At 67.8% G+C, this 18,250-nt stretch carries 17 protein-coding genes and 1 pseudogene; 5 read left to right on the top strand and 13 right to left on the bottom strand.

The annotated features are described in order from the left end of the window. Nucleotides 1-4 precede the first annotated feature (4 nt). From ABT115_RS24355 to ABT115_RS24370, 4 genes are read right to left on the bottom strand one after another with little or no spacing between them, the layout of a single operon-like run. A complete protein-coding gene (locus tag ABT115_RS24355) occupies nucleotides 5-1,327 on the bottom strand; it encodes an NADH-quinone oxidoreductase subunit D (RefSeq protein ID WP_327369242.1) in 1,323 nt (440 codons plus the stop codon). Further along, nucleotides 1,327-2,049, bottom strand: coding sequence for an NADH-quinone oxidoreductase subunit C (locus ABT115_RS24360; protein ID WP_351793553.1), 723 nt, complete (start codon nucleotides 2,047-2,049; stop codon nucleotides 1,327-1,329). The genes ABT115_RS24355 and ABT115_RS24360 overlap by 1 nt, the downstream gene beginning before the upstream one ends. Beyond that, entirely contained in the window at nucleotides 2,046-2,600 is a 555-nt protein-coding gene (locus tag ABT115_RS24365; protein WP_351793556.1) for a NuoB/complex I 20 kDa subunit family protein, read from the bottom strand. Before ABT115_RS24365 ends, ABT115_RS24360 begins: the two co-directional genes overlap by 4 nt. A 10-nt stretch (nucleotides 2,601-2,610) precedes the next feature. Continuing rightward, the gene (locus ABT115_RS24370) at nucleotides 2,611-2,970 is read right to left on the bottom strand and encodes an NADH-quinone oxidoreductase subunit A (protein WP_003992243.1); all 360 of its coding nucleotides are present in this window, start codon (nucleotides 2,968-2,970) and stop codon (nucleotides 2,611-2,613) included. A 761-nt stretch (nucleotides 2,971-3,731) separates the two neighbouring features. Between ABT115_RS24370 and ABT115_RS24375 the strand changes: the two genes are divergently transcribed. Continuing rightward, nucleotides 3,732-4,583 (top strand): C40 family peptidase, encoded by an 852-nt coding sequence (locus ABT115_RS24375; RefSeq protein ID WP_351793559.1) that lies wholly within the window; start codon nucleotides 3,732-3,734, stop codon nucleotides 4,581-4,583. 426 nt (nucleotides 4,584-5,009) lie between these two features. Here ABT115_RS24375 and ABT115_RS24385 read toward each other — a convergent pair whose 3' ends face one another. Next, nucleotides 5,010-5,456 carry an ATP-binding protein gene (locus ABT115_RS24385; RefSeq protein ID WP_351793562.1) on the bottom strand — a complete coding sequence of 149 codons (447 nt, stop codon included), beginning with the start codon at nucleotides 5,454-5,456 and terminating at the stop codon, nucleotides 5,010-5,012. Between the two features lie 286 nt (nucleotides 5,457-5,742). Here ABT115_RS24385 and ABT115_RS24390 point away from each other — a divergent pair, with 286 nt between their 5' ends. Together ABT115_RS24390 and ABT115_RS24395 are read left to right on the top strand one after the other, a co-directional pair. Continuing rightward, complete coding sequence (locus ABT115_RS24390) at nucleotides 5,743-6,552, top strand: helix-turn-helix domain-containing protein (protein WP_351793565.1); 810 nt, start codon at nucleotides 5,743-5,745, stop codon at nucleotides 6,550-6,552. 10 nt (nucleotides 6,553-6,562) lie between these two features. Further along, nucleotides 6,563-6,763 (top strand): DUF397 domain-containing protein, encoded by a 201-nt coding sequence (locus ABT115_RS24395; protein ID WP_351793567.1) that lies wholly within the window; start codon nucleotides 6,563-6,565, stop codon nucleotides 6,761-6,763. Between the two features lie 491 nt (nucleotides 6,764-7,254). Here ABT115_RS24395 and ABT115_RS24400 read toward each other — a convergent pair whose 3' ends face one another. From ABT115_RS24400 to ABT115_RS24420, 5 genes are all read right to left on the bottom strand, one after another. Then, nucleotides 7,255-7,794 carry a hypothetical protein gene (locus ABT115_RS24400; RefSeq protein WP_351793569.1) on the bottom strand — a complete coding sequence of 180 codons (540 nt, stop codon included), beginning with the start codon at nucleotides 7,792-7,794 and terminating at the stop codon, nucleotides 7,255-7,257. A 14-nt stretch (nucleotides 7,795-7,808) separates the two neighbouring features. After that, complete coding sequence (locus ABT115_RS24405; protein WP_351793572.1) at nucleotides 7,809-9,749, bottom strand: alpha/beta hydrolase; 1,941 nt, start codon at nucleotides 9,747-9,749, stop codon at nucleotides 7,809-7,811. A gap of 3 nt (nucleotides 9,750-9,752) precedes the next feature. Then, a complete protein-coding gene (locus tag ABT115_RS24410; RefSeq protein ID WP_351793574.1) occupies nucleotides 9,753-10,199 on the bottom strand; it encodes an amino acid ABC transporter permease in 447 nt (148 codons plus the stop codon). Nucleotides 10,200-10,718: 519 nt separating this feature from the next. Continuing rightward, nucleotides 10,719-12,002, bottom strand: a complete 1,284-nt coding sequence (locus ABT115_RS24415) for a geranylgeranyl reductase family protein (protein WP_351793577.1) — start codon at nucleotides 12,000-12,002, stop codon at nucleotides 10,719-10,721. A 78-nt stretch (nucleotides 12,003-12,080) separates the two neighbouring features. Further along, nucleotides 12,081-12,776 carry a demethylmenaquinone methyltransferase gene (locus ABT115_RS24420; RefSeq protein ID WP_351793579.1) on the bottom strand — a complete coding sequence of 232 codons (696 nt, stop codon included), beginning with the start codon at nucleotides 12,774-12,776 and terminating at the stop codon, nucleotides 12,081-12,083. A gap of 148 nt (nucleotides 12,777-12,924) precedes the next feature. On the opposite strand from ABT115_RS24420, the pseudogene ABT115_RS24425 reads away from it, so the two are divergent. Further along, nucleotides 12,925-13,107, top strand: a pseudogene (locus tag ABT115_RS24425) (SigE family RNA polymerase sigma factor); the annotation flags it as partial. A 130-nt stretch (nucleotides 13,108-13,237) separates the two neighbouring features. Continuing rightward, a complete protein-coding gene (locus ABT115_RS24430; RefSeq protein ID WP_351793582.1) occupies nucleotides 13,238-14,164 on the top strand; it encodes a DUF3152 domain-containing protein in 927 nt (308 codons plus the stop codon). 33 nt (nucleotides 14,165-14,197) lie between these two features. Here the strand turns inward: ABT115_RS24430 and ABT115_RS24435 are convergent, their stop codons facing one another. The 3 genes from ABT115_RS24435 to ABT115_RS24445 form a co-directional block, all read right to left on the bottom strand. After that, nucleotides 14,198-14,851: an imidazolonepropionase-like domain-containing protein gene (locus ABT115_RS24435; protein ID WP_351793585.1), complete on the bottom strand. Its 654-nt coding sequence runs from the start codon at nucleotides 14,849-14,851 to the stop codon at nucleotides 14,198-14,200. 7 nt (nucleotides 14,852-14,858) lie between these two features. Next, a complete protein-coding gene (gene mqnC, locus ABT115_RS24440) occupies nucleotides 14,859-16,058 on the bottom strand; it encodes a cyclic dehypoxanthinyl futalosine synthase (RefSeq protein WP_351793588.1) in 1,200 nt (399 codons plus the stop codon). Between the two features lie 72 nt (nucleotides 16,059-16,130). Beyond that, entirely contained in the window at nucleotides 16,131-17,918 is a 1,788-nt protein-coding gene (locus ABT115_RS24445) for a serine/threonine-protein kinase (protein WP_351793591.1), read from the bottom strand. Between the last annotated feature and the right edge of the window lie 332 nt (nucleotides 17,919-18,250).

An 18,250-nucleotide genomic window follows, 5' to 3' on the forward strand; every position in this document is an offset into this window, starting at 1 on the left:
TCGGTCACCGGTCGACGCCTCCCATCACGGGGTCGATGGACGCGACGGCGACGATGACGTCGGCGACCTGGCCGCCCTCGCACATCGCCGCCATGGCCTGCAGATTGGTGAAGGACGGGTCGCGGAAGTGGACCCGGTAGGGGCGGGTGCCGCCGTCCGAGACGACATGGACGCCGAGCTCGCCCTTGGGTGACTCGACCGCGGTGTACGTCTGCCCGGCAGGGACGCGGAAGCCCTCGGTCACCAGCTTGAAGTGATGGATCAGGGCCTCCATGGAGGTGCCCATGATCTTCTTGATGTGGTCGAGCGAATTGCCGAGCCCGTCCGGACCGAGCGCGAGCTGCGCCGGCCAGGCGATCTTCTTGTCGGCGACCATCACCGGTCCGGGGGCGAGCCGGTCGATGCACTGCTCGACGATCCGCAGCGACTGGCGCATTTCCTCCAGCCGGATGAGGAAGCGGCCGTAGGCGTCGCAGCTGTCGGCGGTGGGGACGTCGAACTCGTAGTTCTCGTAGCCGCAGTACGGGTCCGTCTTGCGCAGGTCGTGCGGGAGTCCGGCGGAGCGCAGGATCGGGCCGGTGGCGCCGAGTGCCATGCAGCCGGTCAGGTCGAGATAGCCGACGTCCTGCATGCGGGCCTTGAAGATCGGGTTGCCGGTGGCGAGCTTGTCGTACTCCGGCAGGTTCTTCTTCATGGTCTTCACGAACTCGCGGAGCTGGTCGATCGCGCCGGGCGGCAGGTCCTGGGCGAGTCCGCCGGGCCGGATGAACGCGTGGTTCATCCGCAGGCCGGTGATCAGCTCGAAGAGATCGAGAACGAGTTCACGATCGCGGAAGCCGTAGATCATGATCGTGGTGGCGCCGAGCTCCATGCCGCCGGTGGCGATGCACACCAGGTGCGAGGAGATCCGGTTGAGCTCCATCAGGAGCACGCGCAGGACGCTGGCCCGGTCGGGGATCTGGTCCTCGATGCCGAGGAGCTTCTCGACGCCCAGGCAGTACGCCGCCTCGTTGAAGAACGGCGTCAGATAATCCATGCGCGTCACGAAGGTGGTGCCCTGGGTCCAGTTCCGGAATTCGAGGTTCTTCTCGATGCCGGTGTGGAGGTAGCCGATGCCGCAGCGGGCCTCGGTGACGGTCTCGCCGTCGATCTCCAGGATCAGCCGCAGCACCCCGTGCGTGGACGGGTGCTGGGGGCCCATGTTGACGATGATGCGCTCGTCGTCGGACTTGACCGCGGACTCGACGACCTCGTCCCAGTCGCCGCCGGTGACTGTATATACGGTCCCCTCGGTCGTGGCGCGAGGCGTTGCATGGGGAGTAGTCATCAGGAGTACGACCTCCGCTGGTCCGGAGCAGGGATCTGGGCGCCCTTGTACTCGACGGCGATGCCGCCGAGCGGATAGTCCTTGCGCTGCGGGAAGCCCTGCCAGTCGTCCGGCATCATGATCCGGGTGAGGGCGGGGTGCCCGTCGAAGACGAGCCCGAAGAAGTCGTAGGTCTCGCGCTCGTGCCAGTCGTTGGTCGGGTAGACCTCGACGAGGGACGGGACGTGCGGATCGCTGTCCGGGGCCGACACCTCCAGGCGGATCAGCCGGCCGTGCGTGATCGAGCGCAGGTGGTAGACGGCGTGCAGCTCCCGGCCCTTGTCGCCGAGGAAGTGGACGCCGCTCACCCCCGTACAGAGCTCGAAGCGCAGCGCCGGGTCGTCGCGCAGGGTCCGGGCGACCCGGACGAGGTGTTCGCGGGCGATGTGGAAGGTGAGCTCGCCGCGGTCGACGACGGTCTTCTCGATGGCGTTGGCGGGAAGCAGGTCCTGCTCCTCCAGGGCCCCTTCGAGCTCGTCGGCCACTTCGTCGAACCAGCCGCCGTACGGCCGGGAGGTGGCGCCCGGCAGCGTGACCGTGCGGACCAGGCCGCCGTAGCCCGAGGTGTCGCCGCCGTTGTTGGCGCCGAACATGCCCTTGCGTACGCCGATGACCTCGCCGGTGTCGCGCGGTGCGGGCACGCCGTTGTTGTTCTGCTCGTCGTGGTGCTGGTTCTCACTCATCGCAGGAGCCCCTTCATCTCGATCAGGGGCAGTGCGTTGAGCGCCGCGTGCTCCGCCTCGCGGGCGGCCTCCTCCGCGTTGACCCCGAGCTTGGAGCTCTGGATCTTCTGGTGGAGCTTGAGGATCGCGTCCATCAGCATCTCGGGCCGTGGCGGACAGCCCGGCAAATAGATATCAACCGGGACAATATGATCAACACCCTGAACAATGGCGTAATTGTTGAACATCCCGCCCGATGATGCGCAAACCCCCATGGAGATAACCCACTTGGGGTTCGGCATCTGGTCGTAGACCTGCCGCAGGACGGGCGCCATCTTCTGACTGACCCGCCCTGCCACGATCATCAGATCCGCCTGCCGCGGCGATCCGCGGAAGACCTCCATCCCGAAACGGGCCAGGTCGTAGCGCCCGGCTCCGGTCGTCATCATCTCGATGGCGCAGCAGGCGAGGCCGAAGGTGGCGGGGAAGACGGAGGCCTTCCGTACCCAGCCGGCGGCCTGCTCGACAGTGGTCAGCGCGAAGCCGCTGGGCAGCTTCTCTTCGAGTCCCATGGTGTGCCCCTCAGTCCCATTCCAGGCCGCCGCGACGCCATACATACGCGTAGGCGACGAAGACAGTGAGCACGAAGAGCAGCATCTCCACGAGCCCGAAGATCCCCAGGGCGTCGAAGGTGACCGCCCAGGGGTAGAGGAAGACGATCTCGATGTCGAAGACGATGAAGAGCATCGCCGTCAGGTAGTACTTGATGGGGAAGCGGCCGCCTCCGGCCGGAGTGGGAGTGGGTTCGATACCGCACTCGTACGCTTCGAGCTTTGCTCGGTTGTACCGCTTCGGGCCGATAAGCGTGGCCATGACCACGGAGAAGATCGCAAACCCTGCCCCGAGGGCGCCGAGCACGAGGATGGGCGCGTAGGCATTCACGCTCCTCGCTCCTTCCAGTCGTCCTTGACCGTTGGACCGCATCGGGCGATTCGGCTTGCCACCCCACCAAGATCGTGCACATGTGAGGCAGTTCACAAGCCCGACTGCCCCGCATCCTATGCCCGCCATCCTGTGATCTGCGACACGGAGTAGTACACCGAGTTTGTGATCTCTGCCACCCGACGAATGATCATGAAGCCGGATGAGGGCCGATCTTCACACGCAAAGAGGCCGCACGGTCACGAGCCGTGACATCTGATGCTGTTGTCGCTGGTCAAAGCAGTTTTCCATTAACAATCAGACGCCTCTATGTGCAAATTAGCAATGGACACAGATACGTGATAGGGGAATCCACTCCATTCTGGACTCACCCGCGCGAGGGGTTCGGGCCGCGCGAAGTGGACACGTACCCGCAATCGCGATCTTTCGGATGAAAAGCCGACCGGCCGACGATCCGCCCCAGCCTCACGCCGGAGCCGCTCACGCGCCCGCCACGCGGCGACCACAATGTGACCTATGCCACTCCTTCGAGGCTCCAATAAAAGCGGGCTTGGCCATCAGTGCGAGCGGATGGTAGGCGGTGGGCAATTCGGGCGAATTACCGAAAGCCCGTGATCACAGCGGTGATCACGCATGCCCGGTTTGCCCGTTACGCCGTCAATAAGGGTCACCAGAAAGCGGATTCACAGATTCCGGACGTAACTGTGTCGCAACACACCTTTCTTGATGCGAGCCCCAGGGCCCTGATAGCGCTAGTACCCATGTCCCACACCGCTCACATACCCAGCCACCGGAAGCCCCGCCGAAACGCGCCGAAGACGGCACTGCGGGCCGGAGTTGCCAGTGGCGTCCTCAGCACCATCGCGGTCGCAGGCGCGGCCGGTACGGCCCAGGCCGAGCCGGTGACCCAGACCATCGAGATGCCCACCATCACCGCCGACCTCTCCACGGCCGTCGCCGCGTCCGCTGAGGCCACGCAGCAGGTCGCCCAGGACATGCAGACGCAGGCCCAGGAGGACGCCGCAGCCGCCACTGCGGCCAAGAGCGCCAAGAAGGCCAAGGCGGAGGCGGTCCGCAAGGCAGAGGCCAAGGAGAAGGCGGAGGCGGCAGCCAAGGCCAAGGCAGAAGCGGAGGCCAAGGCTCAGGCCGCCGAGCGCGCTTCCCGCACCGAGGCCCGTACGACGCCCAGCTCGACGTCCGGCTCCAACGCCGCTACGGCCGTGTCCACGTCCTCCTCTTCCTCCTCGTCGAGCGCGACCGGCTCCGCAGCGTCCATCGTCGCCTTCGTGAAGGCCCAGGTCGGCGACGCTTACGTGTCCGGCGGCACCGGCCCCAACTCGTGGGACTGCTCCGGCCTCGTCCAGGCCGCGTACAGCTCGGTCGGCGTCGACCTGCCGCGTGTCTCGCAGGCCCAGTCCACCGCGGGCACCCAGGTCTCCCTGAGCAACCTCCAGCCGGGCGACATCCTGTACTGGGGTGGCGCGGGCAGCGCGTACCACGTCGGGATCTACGTGGGCGGCGGCGAGTTCGTCGGTGCGCAGAACTCCAGCACCGGTGTGGTGCAGCGCCCGCTGTCCTACGACCCGCCGTCCGGCGCGGTGCGCGTTCTCTGATTCACAAACGCGCGTGAACGCGCGCAGGCGCGTGTGAAGACGGCGAAGGGCCGTCGCTCCCCCGCTCGGGAGCGACGGCCCTTCGCCGTGCCCCGCGCCGCTCGGATCCGGGTCGCCGTGCCCCGCGCCGCCCGGATCCGGGTCGCCGTGCCCCGCGCCGCCCGGATCCGGGGCCGTCCGCTGAAATGCGACATCACCGCGGCGGACATCGTTGAGGTCGCGAACCTGCCGACAGAGCGGCGTCCGTCCTGTTCACCGCGTCCTTCCAGGCGACCATCGCCATCGGCGCCGTGGCCGGTGGAGCCGTTCTCGACCACCTGTCCGTGTCGGCGCTCGTGCTGCTCGGGTTCGCGACCGCGGCTCCCGCGGTGGGCGCGGCGTGGGCGCACTCCGGCCCCGACAGGGCTTCGCCTTCTTCCGGAGATGTCATTCGACGAGGGTGAACCAGACGGATTTCACGTCCGGCCCGTGCAACCCGCCGCTGATCGTCGATCCCCAGCTGGCGGCGAGGGCGTCCACGAGGACGAGCCCGCGCCCGTGTTCGTCCTGTTCCGGGCGCACGGCGTTCCGAGGGCTGGGCGACGAACCGGAATCGTCGTCGGTCACGTATACGGTCACCTGACTGCGGTTGACCGTGACGTCCACCCGGATCAGCGGCGAACGCGTATGAACGTGCGCGTTGGTGACAATCTCACTGACGCACAGGCGCGCGTCGTCCGCGAGGGCGGGGTGCTCGGTGACGTACAGCAAGGTCCCGAGGAAGTCGCGCACGAGTCTGGGCGCGGTGCGGCTGTTCGGCGCGACGAGACGGTAGTGCTCGCCGCGCCGGGGGAGGTAGGGGGCCGGGTGCGGAGGGGCGGTTACGGAGGTCATACCGAGGTCTCCCAACTCACGTGTCCATGGTCTCGGTCCGTGGCATTGGCCGCATGCACGCGCGGGGCGCGTTCAACTGACCTACGAGCGGCTGCACTTCGGATCGGGCCAACGGGCGGGTCGATAACGATGGACGCTAGGGCGCAACAGTGGGACGGCGCAACTGTGTGACGCCCGTAGCACCCATACGAGTGGACCGGCGGCACAGTGGGGCGGCACACTCGTACCGCAGGAGAGGGAGGGATCGATGCCGCCGAGGAGCTACCCGACTGCCAGGCAGAGGCGCTTGGGCGCGGAACTCCGCAAGTTGCGTGAACGGGCCGGGATGTCAGGGAGCGAGGCCGCCGCATACCTGGGCGGCGAGCGCGCCCAGATCAGCCACATCGAATCCGGCCGGTATGGCGTGAGCGACCAGCGGGTCCGTCGACTGGCAGCGCACTACTCGGCCAACGACAAGCATCTCGTCGACGCGCTTGCGAGCATGGCCGAGGAACGCACCAAGGGATGGTGGGACGAGTATCGCGGGATACTCTCCCCCGGCTTTTTGGACCTGGCGGAACTGGAGCACCAGGCAACCTACATCCGCGCCATTCAGATGCTGAACATCCCAGGCATCTTCCAGACGGAGGCATACGCGCGAGAGCTCATCCGCAGCGGCGTTTCCGATCTCCCGGCCGCCGAACTGAATGCCCGAGTCGAACATCGCGTGAGACGTCGCGACATCTTCGACCGGCCCACACCGACCCCGTTCGAGGCGTTCATCCACGAGGCCGCTCTCCGCATGCGGTACAGCGACTCGGACACGATGCGCGAGCAGCTCGACTTCCTGCACACCGTGTCGACCTGGACTTCCGTGACGATCCGCATCATTCCGTTCACTGCACAGATCACCGGCTCGGTGCACTCGATGCTCTACGCCGGAGCCGACATCGCAGCACTCGACACCGTCCAGATCGACAGCGCCTTCGACGCCGGATTCCTGGATGCCGAGGCCCAACTTGCCAGATACCGAGCCCTACTTGATTCCGTCAAGTCGATCTCACTCGACTCGGAGGAGTCGGCGCAATTCATCCAACTCATCGCACAGGAAGTGTGAGTCAAGCGGCATGACCGATGCAATCAACTGGCAGAAGTCCTCTTTCTCGGGAGCAGATAACAATCAGAGCTGCATCGAGCTGGCCTCCGTTGACGGCTCGATCAAGATGCGCGAGAGCGACGATCCCGAAGTGGTCGTCACAACGAGCGTCGCCAAGCTGCGCGCGTTCATGCTCGGCGTGAAGGCCGGCGAGTTCGACCACTTGATCTGACCAGCGCCCCGAACGCCCTCTGCCCGGTAGGCGGAGGGCGTTTCGCATGCAGCGGCACAACTTAGGACTGTCCCAATGTTGCTCCACGCCCACCAGTAGCGAGACTGTCACTGTGCGTCGCCGACGCGGATCCGATTTCAGAAGTCGGCCCCACACGACGCCCTGATTCCCCTACTCTGCCACCGACGCCCCGGAGTCCGACTGACACTGGAAGCCGAAGCAGGCCTTCCGCGCGCTGGCGCGGTGCTACGGACGAGCGGGAGGCTACTGACGCCCCGCCGTCCGGAATGCCGACCTCAACACGTCACCCTCCCCGGCCGGTCACTGGATCAGGCTTTCGGGGCCACCTGGGACAGCCCGTTCGTGATGCGGTCCATCGCATCACCTGCGGCAGCGCACAGCACGCGGAGGCGCCGCAAACGAGTGCAACACGCCGCCGGGCAAGTACGGGCCAAAATATCAAAAGCAGAATCCGATGCCCTGCCAAAAAATCACGTACGGGAAGAGGGAGAGCTCTTCGCAGACCAGAAATCCGACCTGACGTCAGGAAAAGGAATCCTCTTTCCGGCATAGTTCGGGCCAACCGTCTCCGCCTTCGGCGGAGAAACCTCGGAAGCATTCACGCAAGGCGTCGCAACTTCAAAAAAAGCTTGCCCGTTACTGCCGACAAGAACGCGCACATTGAATCCGTCGGGCGTCCTGTAGTACATGGCTGGCATATCTGAGTTGTTCACTGCGAGCTGCTTGTATCCCTGGCTCTCCCAGTAGCGCTCGATCATCCCCAGGAAGCTCCCCCGACGTTCCTCCGAGATGATCGTCATGACCGCTCGGCGCCTTTGTACGTCACATCCGCCTTCAGTCGACTGCCCGTGCGTCCAGTGCACCGGCGGCTTGATGGCGGCGAACGTCCCATCGAGGATTTCGTCCGCTCGCACCGCCGCCTCTTGCATGTTCATCTTTACCTCCCGTCCAGCCGATTCGCCTAATACGCCGCATCCGGCCAGGAGCAGCGCTCCAGCCACCAGCACCACGGCTCCCGAAATCCTCATCGAGGCGTCTCCAAAATGATCTTTCCGGACTTCCCAACCACAATCTTGGCAATATTATCGGCCGAGGCCTGATCTTTGTCGGGGTTGAAGTAATTCGAGTGCGCCGACATCTCTCCGCGGTCTTCCACGATGGTTGACCCGTCATCCACCATGAACCGTGTGGCTCCGAAATCCCTACTTGCAGGGTCGGTACCGAACCAATGCTCACTGGGGTCGGTCTGTGCGTTTTGGGCCATGTAACCGCCGATGCCTCCAACAATGGCCCCAGCACCGCCACCGATAACTGCTCCCGGCGGGCCGGCGATGCCGGCCCCCAGGACAAACCCGGCCGACCCTCCACCGGCCGCACCGGTGGCCATTCCGGAGGCTTCCTCATGGTTCGGGAGTTTGGTGACGATGTCGTTGTCGGCTGCGCCCACGAACACGTGACCCTTACCCACATTGAGGTCCTGAGCGTTGTCCGCGCCGGTGCCGGGGCTTCCGACCAGGATGATGTCATCGGCGCCGGGGATGCCGCCTTCCTCCTGAGCTGCGAGCCCGACCGTGAGGGAGCCGTAGGAGTGTCCAATGGCGGTGACGCGCGGGTCTCCGCCCTCGTGCGTTGCGGAGATCCCCTCCATGAACGCGTTGTAGTCAGGGGCTCCCGCCTCGGCATCGTTCGTGAACATCACGCTTCTACCGCTGGCCAGATCACTCGGCGTCGCCTGCGGCGCGTCGTATCCGAGCCACACGATCGACGAGGTTCTACTGGACGGGTCGGCTTCTTGCGCACCGAGGGCTGTCTGCAGCGCTCGGTTGACCGTTCCGTCGGCGAACTCCGCATCCAACTTGGTTCCGAGTCCCGGGACATAAGCCGAGACGTTGTCGGCGGTGTCGGGGTTGCCATAGGCAATGATCGCGCGGCCGTTGCCCTCGCCGCCGATGCCGAGCAGGTACATCGGCGGCTCGCTGCCTTTCTCCAGCTTCTCCTGGATCTTCTTCAGACCACCCAGCATGTCTCGGGAAGCGTCATCGCGCTTCCCGTCGAGTTGCCCGATGAGCATCTGAAGGTTTTCGCGGTTTGCCTCATCGCGTGCCAGCGCCGGAATCCCGTCCAAGTTCCCGATCAGCTCCGGAAACGCGGAGATGTACTCTGCACGCTGCTCCTTGCCGAGATGGTCCCACCACTCCTTGCGTTCCGCGGGCGTTTTGTCGAGCGGAAGGTGCTTCTCCAAGTAGTTGTGGGCGGCTTGGCTCACCGCATCGGCATCCAAGGCCACGTCCGCCCACGTCTTGGTGTCGACCGTGAGGCCCGGGGCTGCCTTGAGCTTATTGAGTGCTGAGCTGTACCGCTCATCGATCTCGTGTGCTTCCCGCATGGCATGGGCGAGGCGGTCGGCGACGTCCTGGGCCTTGGCGCGGTGCGGATTGGGACTCTTCAGCTCGGGACCACCCGGGCCCAGAGCGGGGCCTAACATGCCGTTGGCATCGCGGTACAGGCCCGGGTTCCCAGCGCCGATAAGGCCGTTGTTACCCATCACGGAGCCGCCGGGAATCATGTCGCCCGTCATCTCGTTCTTGCCACCGGCCGGGTAGTCGATACTGCCGTTGTCGTTGACGGTGTATCCGAGAGAAGCGGCGTCGTCGAGGGCGTCGCGCAGTCGGCGCTGTGGGGCGCTGAGTTCGGTAGCGAGCCCGTCGAGGGCGCCTCGGATGAGACCGGTCTCGGTGCGGACGTAGTGGTAGTTCTCGCTCAGTCGTTTCAATCGCTTGACGGCTGCTCGGGCGGACTCGCTGTCCTGGGTCTTGGTGAGCTTGCCGCTCATGTCGCCGTCGACGCGTTCGCGAGCAGCATCGGCGAACGAGGAAGCGGCGCGCCAGCCGTCGGCGGCATCGGTCAGTTCTGACAGGTTGAGGTCGCGAAGGCGCTGCCATGTCAGCCCGGATGCTGTGGCCATGGTCTACTCCCCCCTCCTCGTGCCCGGCACCGTGACCGCCTTCGCTTTGTCCCCCACCTCGGCATCCACTTCAGCAAGGTCCACGGCCACCTGCCGTAGCTTCGGCTCCAAAGAACTGCACTCCTCACGGAGACGACCGAGGCGTTCGTCCCACGAGGTGAGCACGGACGTGAGTGCTCCGAGGCTGGACAGCCCGGCCAGACCGCCGACAGTGCCGTCGTGAGCTCTACGCAGGTCAACCTTTGCGGTGATCGTGCTGGTCTGGAGATCATCCGCGGTGCCGGCCGCCTTCGTCCACGGGCCGCCCCTGTGCTTGAGCGTGCCAGTACCGCCCCCGCCACCGGACGGCCTGGCGTAACCGCCTTCTCCCCGAAGGCTGTTGATCTGCATTTGGGTGGTGTGTCGCTCGACGGCCTGTGCCTTGAGCTGCTCCCACTCGTCCCACGCCATGCGCGTGCCCTCCCCCGTGACCCGGACGTCGTCCGGGTAAGCGACCGAGTTACGTCTGCTGTGATCTTTGAGATTGCCGACACAGACGTTACGCACGGGGTGCGTTGCGTCATGTCCGCACGATCACTCAAACCAGCTCTGAGTATCCGTACCTACGCGCACCGTAATCGAGCCCGGCTAGCCGGCCGCTCCGGCACATGGCTCGAAGCCGTCACCGTGCGCAATGCGCGTCGGTGCCGTGCGGGCTGGCAGGCTGCGGCACCTGCGGAATGAACGCAGCTTCGATGTACGTAAGTTGGCCGGATACCAGTGGTGCGGTGTGCAGGTGGGCGCTACGCCCGCGCCGAATCGGAACGGCGACCGCCAGCGCACCCAGTACCACCGCGGTCAGCCCGAATGCAGAGCCGGGCGCCAAGCGCTCACTCGGTCCAACATGCCCACGGAGCAACAACTGCTCCTCCGTGGGCATACGTACATCAAGAGGACCGGCCCACGGCCGTGGCCGGTCCGGGGGGCGGCTCAGGCCCGCGGAGCCACCTTGGACAGCCCGTTGATGATCCGGTCCATCGCGTCGCCGCCCGTCGGGTCGGTCAGGTTGGCGAGCATCTTCAGCGTGAACTTCATCAGCAGCGGGTGCGTCAGACCGCGCTGGGTGGCGACCTTCATGACCTTCGGGTTGCCGATCAGCTTCACGAAGGCGCGGCCCATCGTGTAGTAGCCGCCGTAGGTCTCCTTGAGCACCTTCGGGTAGTTGGTCAGGGCCAGTTCGCGCTGGGCCGGGGTGGCGCGGGCGTGGGCCTGGACGATGACGCCCGCGGCGATCTGGCCCGACTCCATGGCGTACGCGATGCCTTCGCCGTTGAACGGGTTGACCATGCCCCCCGCGTCACCGACGAGCAGCAGGCCCTTGGTGTAGTGCGGCTGACGGTTGAAGGCCATCGGGAGGGCGGCACCGCGGATCGGCTGCGTCATGTTCTCCGGCGTGTAGCCCCAGTCCTCCGGCATGGACGCGCACCATGCCTTGAGGACCTCGCGCCAGTCCAGCTCCTTGAAGGCGGACGAGGAGTTGAGGATGCCGAGGCCGACGTTGGACGTGCCGTCGCCCATGCCGAAGATCCAGCCGTAGCCGGGCAGCAGCCGGTCCTGGGGGCCACGCCGGTCCCACAGCTCCAGCCAGGACTCCAGGTAGTCGTCGTCGTGGCGGGGCGAGGTGAAGTACGTACGCACGGCCACGCCCATCGGGCGGTCCTCGCGGCGGTGCAGGCCCATCGCGAGCGACAGCCGGCTGGAATTGCCGTCAGCAGCGACGACGAGCGGGGCGTGGAAGGTGACCGGGGTCTTCTCCTCGCCGAGCTTCGCGTCGACGCCGGTGATGCGGCCGGTGCGGTCGTCGACGATCGGGGCGCCGACATTGCAGCGCTCGTACAGCCGCGCACCCGCCTTCTGCGCCTGGCGGGCCAGCTGCTCGTCGAAGTCGTCGCGCTTGCGGACCAGTCCGTAGTCCGGGTACGAGGCGAGATCCGGCCAGTCCAGCTGGAGGCGGACGCCGCCGCCGATGATGCGCAGACCCTTGTTGCGCAGCCAGCCGGCCTCTTCGGAGATGTCGATGCCCATGGAGACGAGTTGCTTGGTGGCGCGCGGGGTGAGGCCGTCGCCGCAGACCTTCTCCCGGGGGAAGGCCGTCTTCTCCAGGAGCAGGACGTCCAGTCCGGCCTTGGCGAGGTAGTACGCAGTCGTGGAGCCGGCCGGGCCTGCCCCGACGACGATCACATCCGCGCTGTGTTCGGAGAGGGGCTCGGTCACGGTCGGATCTCCCGAGGGCTCGAAATCGCGTGCCGCGCGGCACCTGTCCCATGCAGTCTATGGGGCGGCGTCGGCGCTTCAGCAGGGACGTACGCCCCGGTGCAGCGCCACCACACCGCCGGTGAGATCGCGCCAGGCGACCTTCGACCAGCCGGCCTGCTGAAGCTTCGCCGCGAGTCCGGCCTGGTCGGGCCAGGCACGGATGGACTCGGCGAGATAGACGTACGCGTCGGGGTTGGACGACACCGCGCGCGCGACCGGCGGCAGCGCCCGCATCAGGTACTCGGTGTAGACCGTGCGGAACGGCATCCAGGTCGGCTGTGAGAACTCGCAGATCACCACGCGGCCTCCCGGCTTCGTCACCCGGTACAGCTCGCGCAGCGCCGCATCCGTGTCCTGGACGTTGCGCAGCCCGAAGGAGATCGTCACCGCGTCGAAGGTCTCGTCGCGAAACGGCAGCCGGGTGGCGTCGCCCGCGGTGAAGGGCAGCCAGGAGTGGCGCTTCTTGCCCTCCTGGAGCATGCCGAGGGAGAAATCGCAGGGCACGACGTACGCGCCCGTCGCGGCGAACGGCAGCGAGGACGTCGCCGTGCCCGCGGCCAGGTCGAGGACCTTCTCCGCGGGGCGGGCATGCACCGCCTTCGCGACCTCCTTGCGCCACAGCCGGGCCTGGCCGAGCGACAGCACATCGTTGGTGAGGTCGTAGTTCGCCGCCACGTCGTCGAACATCGAGGCGACTTCGTGCGGCTGTTTGTCCAGGGATGCTCGGGTCACCCACCCATTCAAGCAGCCCGGTCGGCGCCGCCTCGCGCCGGTCGTGCGCCGGCGCCGGAACATTCTGGAACTCGGCTACAACCTTTTGGCCACGGCATTACTCACTACAGAGGTGAGAGACCACCGAGACCCCGGAGAGGAAGGGCAGATGACCGCGGACCGCAGCCGGGGCTCCACCGGATTCGAGGAGTTCGCCCGGGCGAACCAACGGCGTCTGTACCGGCGCGCATATCTGCTGTGCGGCGATGCGGAGGGCGCCCGCGATCTGACCCGGACGACGCTGGCCAAGCTCTTCCAGTACTGGCACCGGGCGAGCGAAGCCGACCATCCCGCCGACTCCGCCGTGGTCTCGGCGCCGGTCACCGCCGACCAACTGCTCCACGTCGCCCGGGACGACCGCTTCCTGCGCCTCGTGCGGTACGCGGACGCATTCCCGATGGAGCCGAAGCAGGAGTCCGTCCATGCCGGGTGAAGAGCGGGGCCGCCGGGGTCGGGGCCGTGGTCGTGGTGCGGCCCGGCGGGCCCGCCGCCGACGGACCCGGATACGGGTGATGGGCGCCTTGCTGGTGCCGGGCGCGCTGCTCTGCGGGGCGCTGGTGTGGGGGCCGTGGGGCGGCGGTGAAGGGGGGTCTGCGGTGGCGGACGCCCCGTCGGACCGGGTGGCGGCGTCGTCCCCGGCCTCGCCCCCCGGGCCCGGCCGTCCGCTCCCCTCCGCCTCCGCCTCGGGTGCCGCATCCGACGCCGGGAAGGAACGCAGGGCGAAGAAGAGGCCCGAGCGGAGGAAACGGGCGGACGGGTCCCGGACCTCGGGCGGGCCCGTGCCCGTACATGGCTCCGGTACGTTCGTCACCGCCGCCCCTGTGCGCACCGGCAGCCAGGGCACCGGCACCGTCCACCGCTATCGCGTCGAGGTGGAGGAGGGCACCGGTCTGGCCACGCGTCCCGCCGCGGCCGCGGTCTCCGAGGTGTTCGGCGACCCGCGCGGCTGGACCCGCACCGGGCGCGACGCGTTCCAGCAGGTCGACTCGGGCCCGGCCGGTCTGGTGATCCGGATCGCGACACCGGACACCGTGGACCGGCTCTGCGGGGCGTACGGGCTGAACACACACGGCGAGGTCAACTGCCGCGTCGGCACCACGGTCGTGGTGAACCTGAAGCGGTGGATGCTGGGGTCACCGCAGTTCGACGGTCCGCTGGCCGAGTACCGGGCGCTGATCATCAATCACGAGGTCGGCCACTGGCTGGGTCACGGCCATGAGACCTGCCCGGGACCCGGACGCCAGGCGCCCGCGATGATGCAGCAGATCGACGGGCTGAAGGGCTGCGTCGCCAACGCGTGGCCGTACACAGCCGCGGGCGCATACATACGCGGTCCGTCCGTGCCGTGACAGCACGGGCCCCGGCCTGACGGGTCAGTACACCTAGCGACGCCGGTACACCAGCCGCCCGCCCAGCACCGTGGCCACGCACCGCCCCGCCCCCGCCGCGCACAGCGCCGGCTCATCGGGTACGTCGAAGACGGCGAGGTCGGCGCGGCCGCCGACGGTGAGCGGGCCGTGCACGGAACCGGGCAGGTCGTACCCCGCCACGAACGGGTCCAGGCTCGGTTCGCCGACCAGGATGCCGGGGGCGCCGACGGCCGAGACCTCCGTCAGGCCCGAGCGGGCCACGGCGGTGCGGACGGCCGGGTCGTGGAAGCGGCCCGCGAGGTGCGTCGTGCCGTACCGCAGCATCTGCTGCAGCCCGCGCCGTACGCTGCCCGCCCACCGCGTCGCGTCCATCCCGGCGGCCAGCCGCTGGAATTCCTCGCCCCACAGCGGCTGGTCGCCCAGCGCGTCCGCCTCGCGCGGGTCGGGGTGGTAGCAGCGGGTGAGCAGCCACAGCCCGTGCCACTGCCGCAGTCCCGGCGTGATGACGCCCGGCCAGGTGCGGACCCGGGCCGCGGGGTGGGCGGCGACGACCTCGTCGTACGGCCCGAGGGCGACGATCCGGTCGCGGTCCACGGCGACCGCGCCCTGCGCGATGGGCGCCGCGCCGACCGGAAGAACCAGTGGCGCGGCGTGAACGGTCAGCAAAGCAGCCTCAGTTGGCGCTCAGGAGCTTCAGCTCCGGGTGCGCGGTGCCGCCCTCGATGGCGGTGGACGAGATGTGCGAGACGACGCGCTCGTCGACCGGGTCGTTCGCCGGGTCGTCGTGGACGACGAGGTGCTCGTACGTCGTGGCGCGCTGTGCCGGCACGCGGCCCGCCTTGCGAATCAGGTCGATGATCTCCAGGCGGTTGGACCGGTGCTTGGCACCGGCGGAGGAGACGACGTTCTCCTCCAGCATGATCGAGCCGAGGTCGTCGGCGCCGTAGTGCAGCGACAGCTGGCCGACCTCCTTGCCGGTGGTCAGCCAGGAGCCCTGGATGTGCGCGACGTTGTCGAGGAAGAGCCGGGCGATGGCGATCATCCGCAGGTACTCGAAGAGCGTCGCCTGTGTCCGGCCCTTCAGGTGGTTGTTCTCCGGCTGGTACGTGTACGGGATGAACGCACGGAAGCCGCCCGTCCGGTCCTGTACGTCGCGGATCATCCGCAGGTGCTCGATGCGCTCGGCGTTGGTCTCGCCGGTGCCCATCAGCATGGTGGAGGTGGACTCGACACCGAGGCGGTGCGCGGCCTCCATGATCTCCAGCCAGCGCTCGCCGGACTCCTTGAGCGGGGCGATCGCCTTGCGCGGCCTGGCCGGCAGCAGCTCGGCGCCCGCTCCCGCGAAGGAGTCGAGACCGGCCGCGTGGATCCGCTGGATGGCCTCCTCGACGGAGACCTTGGAGATCCGGGCCATGTGCTCGACCTCGGAGGCGCCCAGCGAGTGGATGACCAGCTGCGGGAACGCCTTCTTGATGGCGGAGAAGTGCTCCTCGTAGTACTCGACGCCGTAGTCCGGGTGGTGCCCGCCCTGGAACATGATCTGCGTACCGCCGAGTTCGACGGTCTCCGCGCAGCGGCGCAGGATGTCGTCGAGGTCGCGGGACCAGCCCTTGGCGGTGTCCTTGGGCGCGGCGTAGAAGGCGCAGAACCTGCAGGCCGTGACGCACACGTTGGTGTAGTTGATGTTGCGCTCGATGATGTACGTCGCGATGTGCTCCGTACCGGCGTAACGGCGTCGGCGTACGGCGTCGGCCGCCGCCCCCAGTGCGTGCAGCGGCGCAGCCCGGTAGAGGTCGAGAGCCTCCTCCGGGGTGATCCGACCGCCCTCGGCGGCTCGGTCGAGGATGGGCTGAAGGTCGGCCTTCTCGGTCACCGGGCTGTCACCTTTCGGCGGTTTTTCAACGGATCTACGGACCGGTTCAGCGTACGCCAGCCCCGGTCGGCGTCAGCTGCCGGACCGGGTGAGCGTGCCGTACGGAAGTCCCGCGCCCCTCTCCTCGGACTGGAAGCGGAGGGTGCCGTCGGCGGCGCGCGTGAAGTGGACGTCGGAGGTGGTGGACGTGCACAGGGTCTTGTCGCTGGGGCGCTCCGGATCTGTTCGCTCCCGGAGCGTCAGTTCCTTGTCGGTGCCGGACGAGAGACTTGCGATGCTGTTGCACCGCACGGTCAGTCCTAGAGCGCTGACCTCCGTGGTCATACGGACCACGTCCGTGCCCTTCTTCCCCGCAGTGAACACGGCGGTGAGCGTGCCGTGCGACTGCCCGGAGGTCTTCTCGGTGACCGGGCCCTTCCATGTGCCGATGAACGCCTTCGGAAGTCCGCTGATCTGCTCCGAGCCACCCGCACCCGAATCCGATGGCTGCGGTGGCCGCCCGGTGGACGTGGCAGCCGGCGGCGTGTGGCCGGCATCGCCGTGCTCGGCGGCTTCCCGGTCGCCGCCGCCCGGCATCAGATCGAAGATGTACGCGCTGCCCACGGTCACAGCGGCGAGCACACCCGCCACGGCGAGGGCGACAGTGCAGCTCAGCCTCCGGCCGCGGTTCGCATTGGGGCGGGCCGGCCCGGAGTCCGCGCCGACGGTGACGGAGAAACGGGGGTCGGGCGTACGTTGCCCCGGCAGCCCGGATGCCCCGGTCGGCCCGGCCGAATCGGCCATACCGGCGGTCGCGGGCCATGAGGGCGGCCCGTTCGGCCGGGGCGGCCAGGTCGGTCCGTGCGACGGGGGCGGCTCGATCGGCGGGCCGGACCCACCGCGCACACCACCCCCACCGTTCGCACCGTTCGCGCCCCACGCCGCACCGCTGAACGGCACCGGCCCCGACTCCACCGGTGCGTCCTGCGGCTCCAGGTCCAGCAGCGCGACCGCCGTCCGGCTGACCTCGCGCACCAGAGAACCGGGCAGCCAGCCCGCCGCCACCAGCGCCGCCGCCCCACCCGGCGCCAGCTGCCGGGCCAGCTCCACAGGGGTCGGCCGGTCCTCCGGGTCCTTCGCCAGACACCCGGCGACGACCTCTCGCAGCTCCCCCTCCAGCTCCCCCAGCTCGGGCTCCTCGTGCACCACCTTGTAGAGCAGTACGGCGGATGAGTCACCGAGGAAGGGGGCGGTACCGGTCGCCGCGTACGCGAGCACCGCGCCGAGCGAGAAGACATCGGCCGCACCCGAGATGTCCACGCCCCGGATCTGCTCCGGTGCCATGTAGCCGGGCGAGCCGACCGAGACCCCGGTTGAGGTGAGCGAGGCGGTGGCACCGATGGCGTGGGCGATCCCGAAGTCGATCAGCCGGGGGCCGTCGAGGGCGAGCAGCACGTTCGACGGCTTCACATCTCGGTGGATGAGGCCCTGCTCGTGCACCGCGGCCAGCGCCTCCCCGAGTCCGGCGGCCAGTGTCCACACCGCGTGTTCGGGCAGTGGCCCGTGCTCGGCGACCGCGGTGGACAACGGGGGCCCGGCCACATAGCCGGTGGCAACCCACGGGATGGGAGCGTCCGGGTCGGCGTCCAGGACCGGCGCCGTCCACTGCGCACCGATCCGCCGCGCCGCGTCCACCTCCCGCCGGAAGCGGGCCCGGAACTGCTCGTCGAGAGCGAAGTGGGGGTGCACGACCTTGACCGCGACAGTACGTCCGCCCGCGCTGCGCCCCAGATAGACCCGGCCCATGCCGCCCGCACCGAGCCTGCCGAGCAATCGGTAGGCACCGATGGTCAGCGGTTCGCCGGCTTCCAGCGGCTGCATATGGACTCCCCCTGTGGACCGGCCGGACCTCCGACCGAAGCCTATGGGCGAAGGTCATCGGGTTACAGAGGAAACCATCCGCCGATTTCACCCACAAGGGAACGAACAACGGCTTTCGACACAACGAAAGGCGTGAATGTGTCGTTCACCCGAGCGATTCCGGTACGCGATCGGGTCTCTCCCCGGACGCCATCCTGGATATCGACTATTCGACGCGTATTGACCCGAATCGATAGCCGGGCCGGGAGAAGGAGTGAAAGCGGGGGCGGGAAGCGATATCCGCCGCAGCGGTACAGGATTCACCTATATCCCGAGCCATTCCCGCGCACGGT

Source organism: Streptomyces sp. NPDC001832, from assembly GCF_040297265.1.
Lineage (GTDB): Bacteria > Actinomycetota > Actinomycetes > Streptomycetales > Streptomycetaceae > Streptomyces.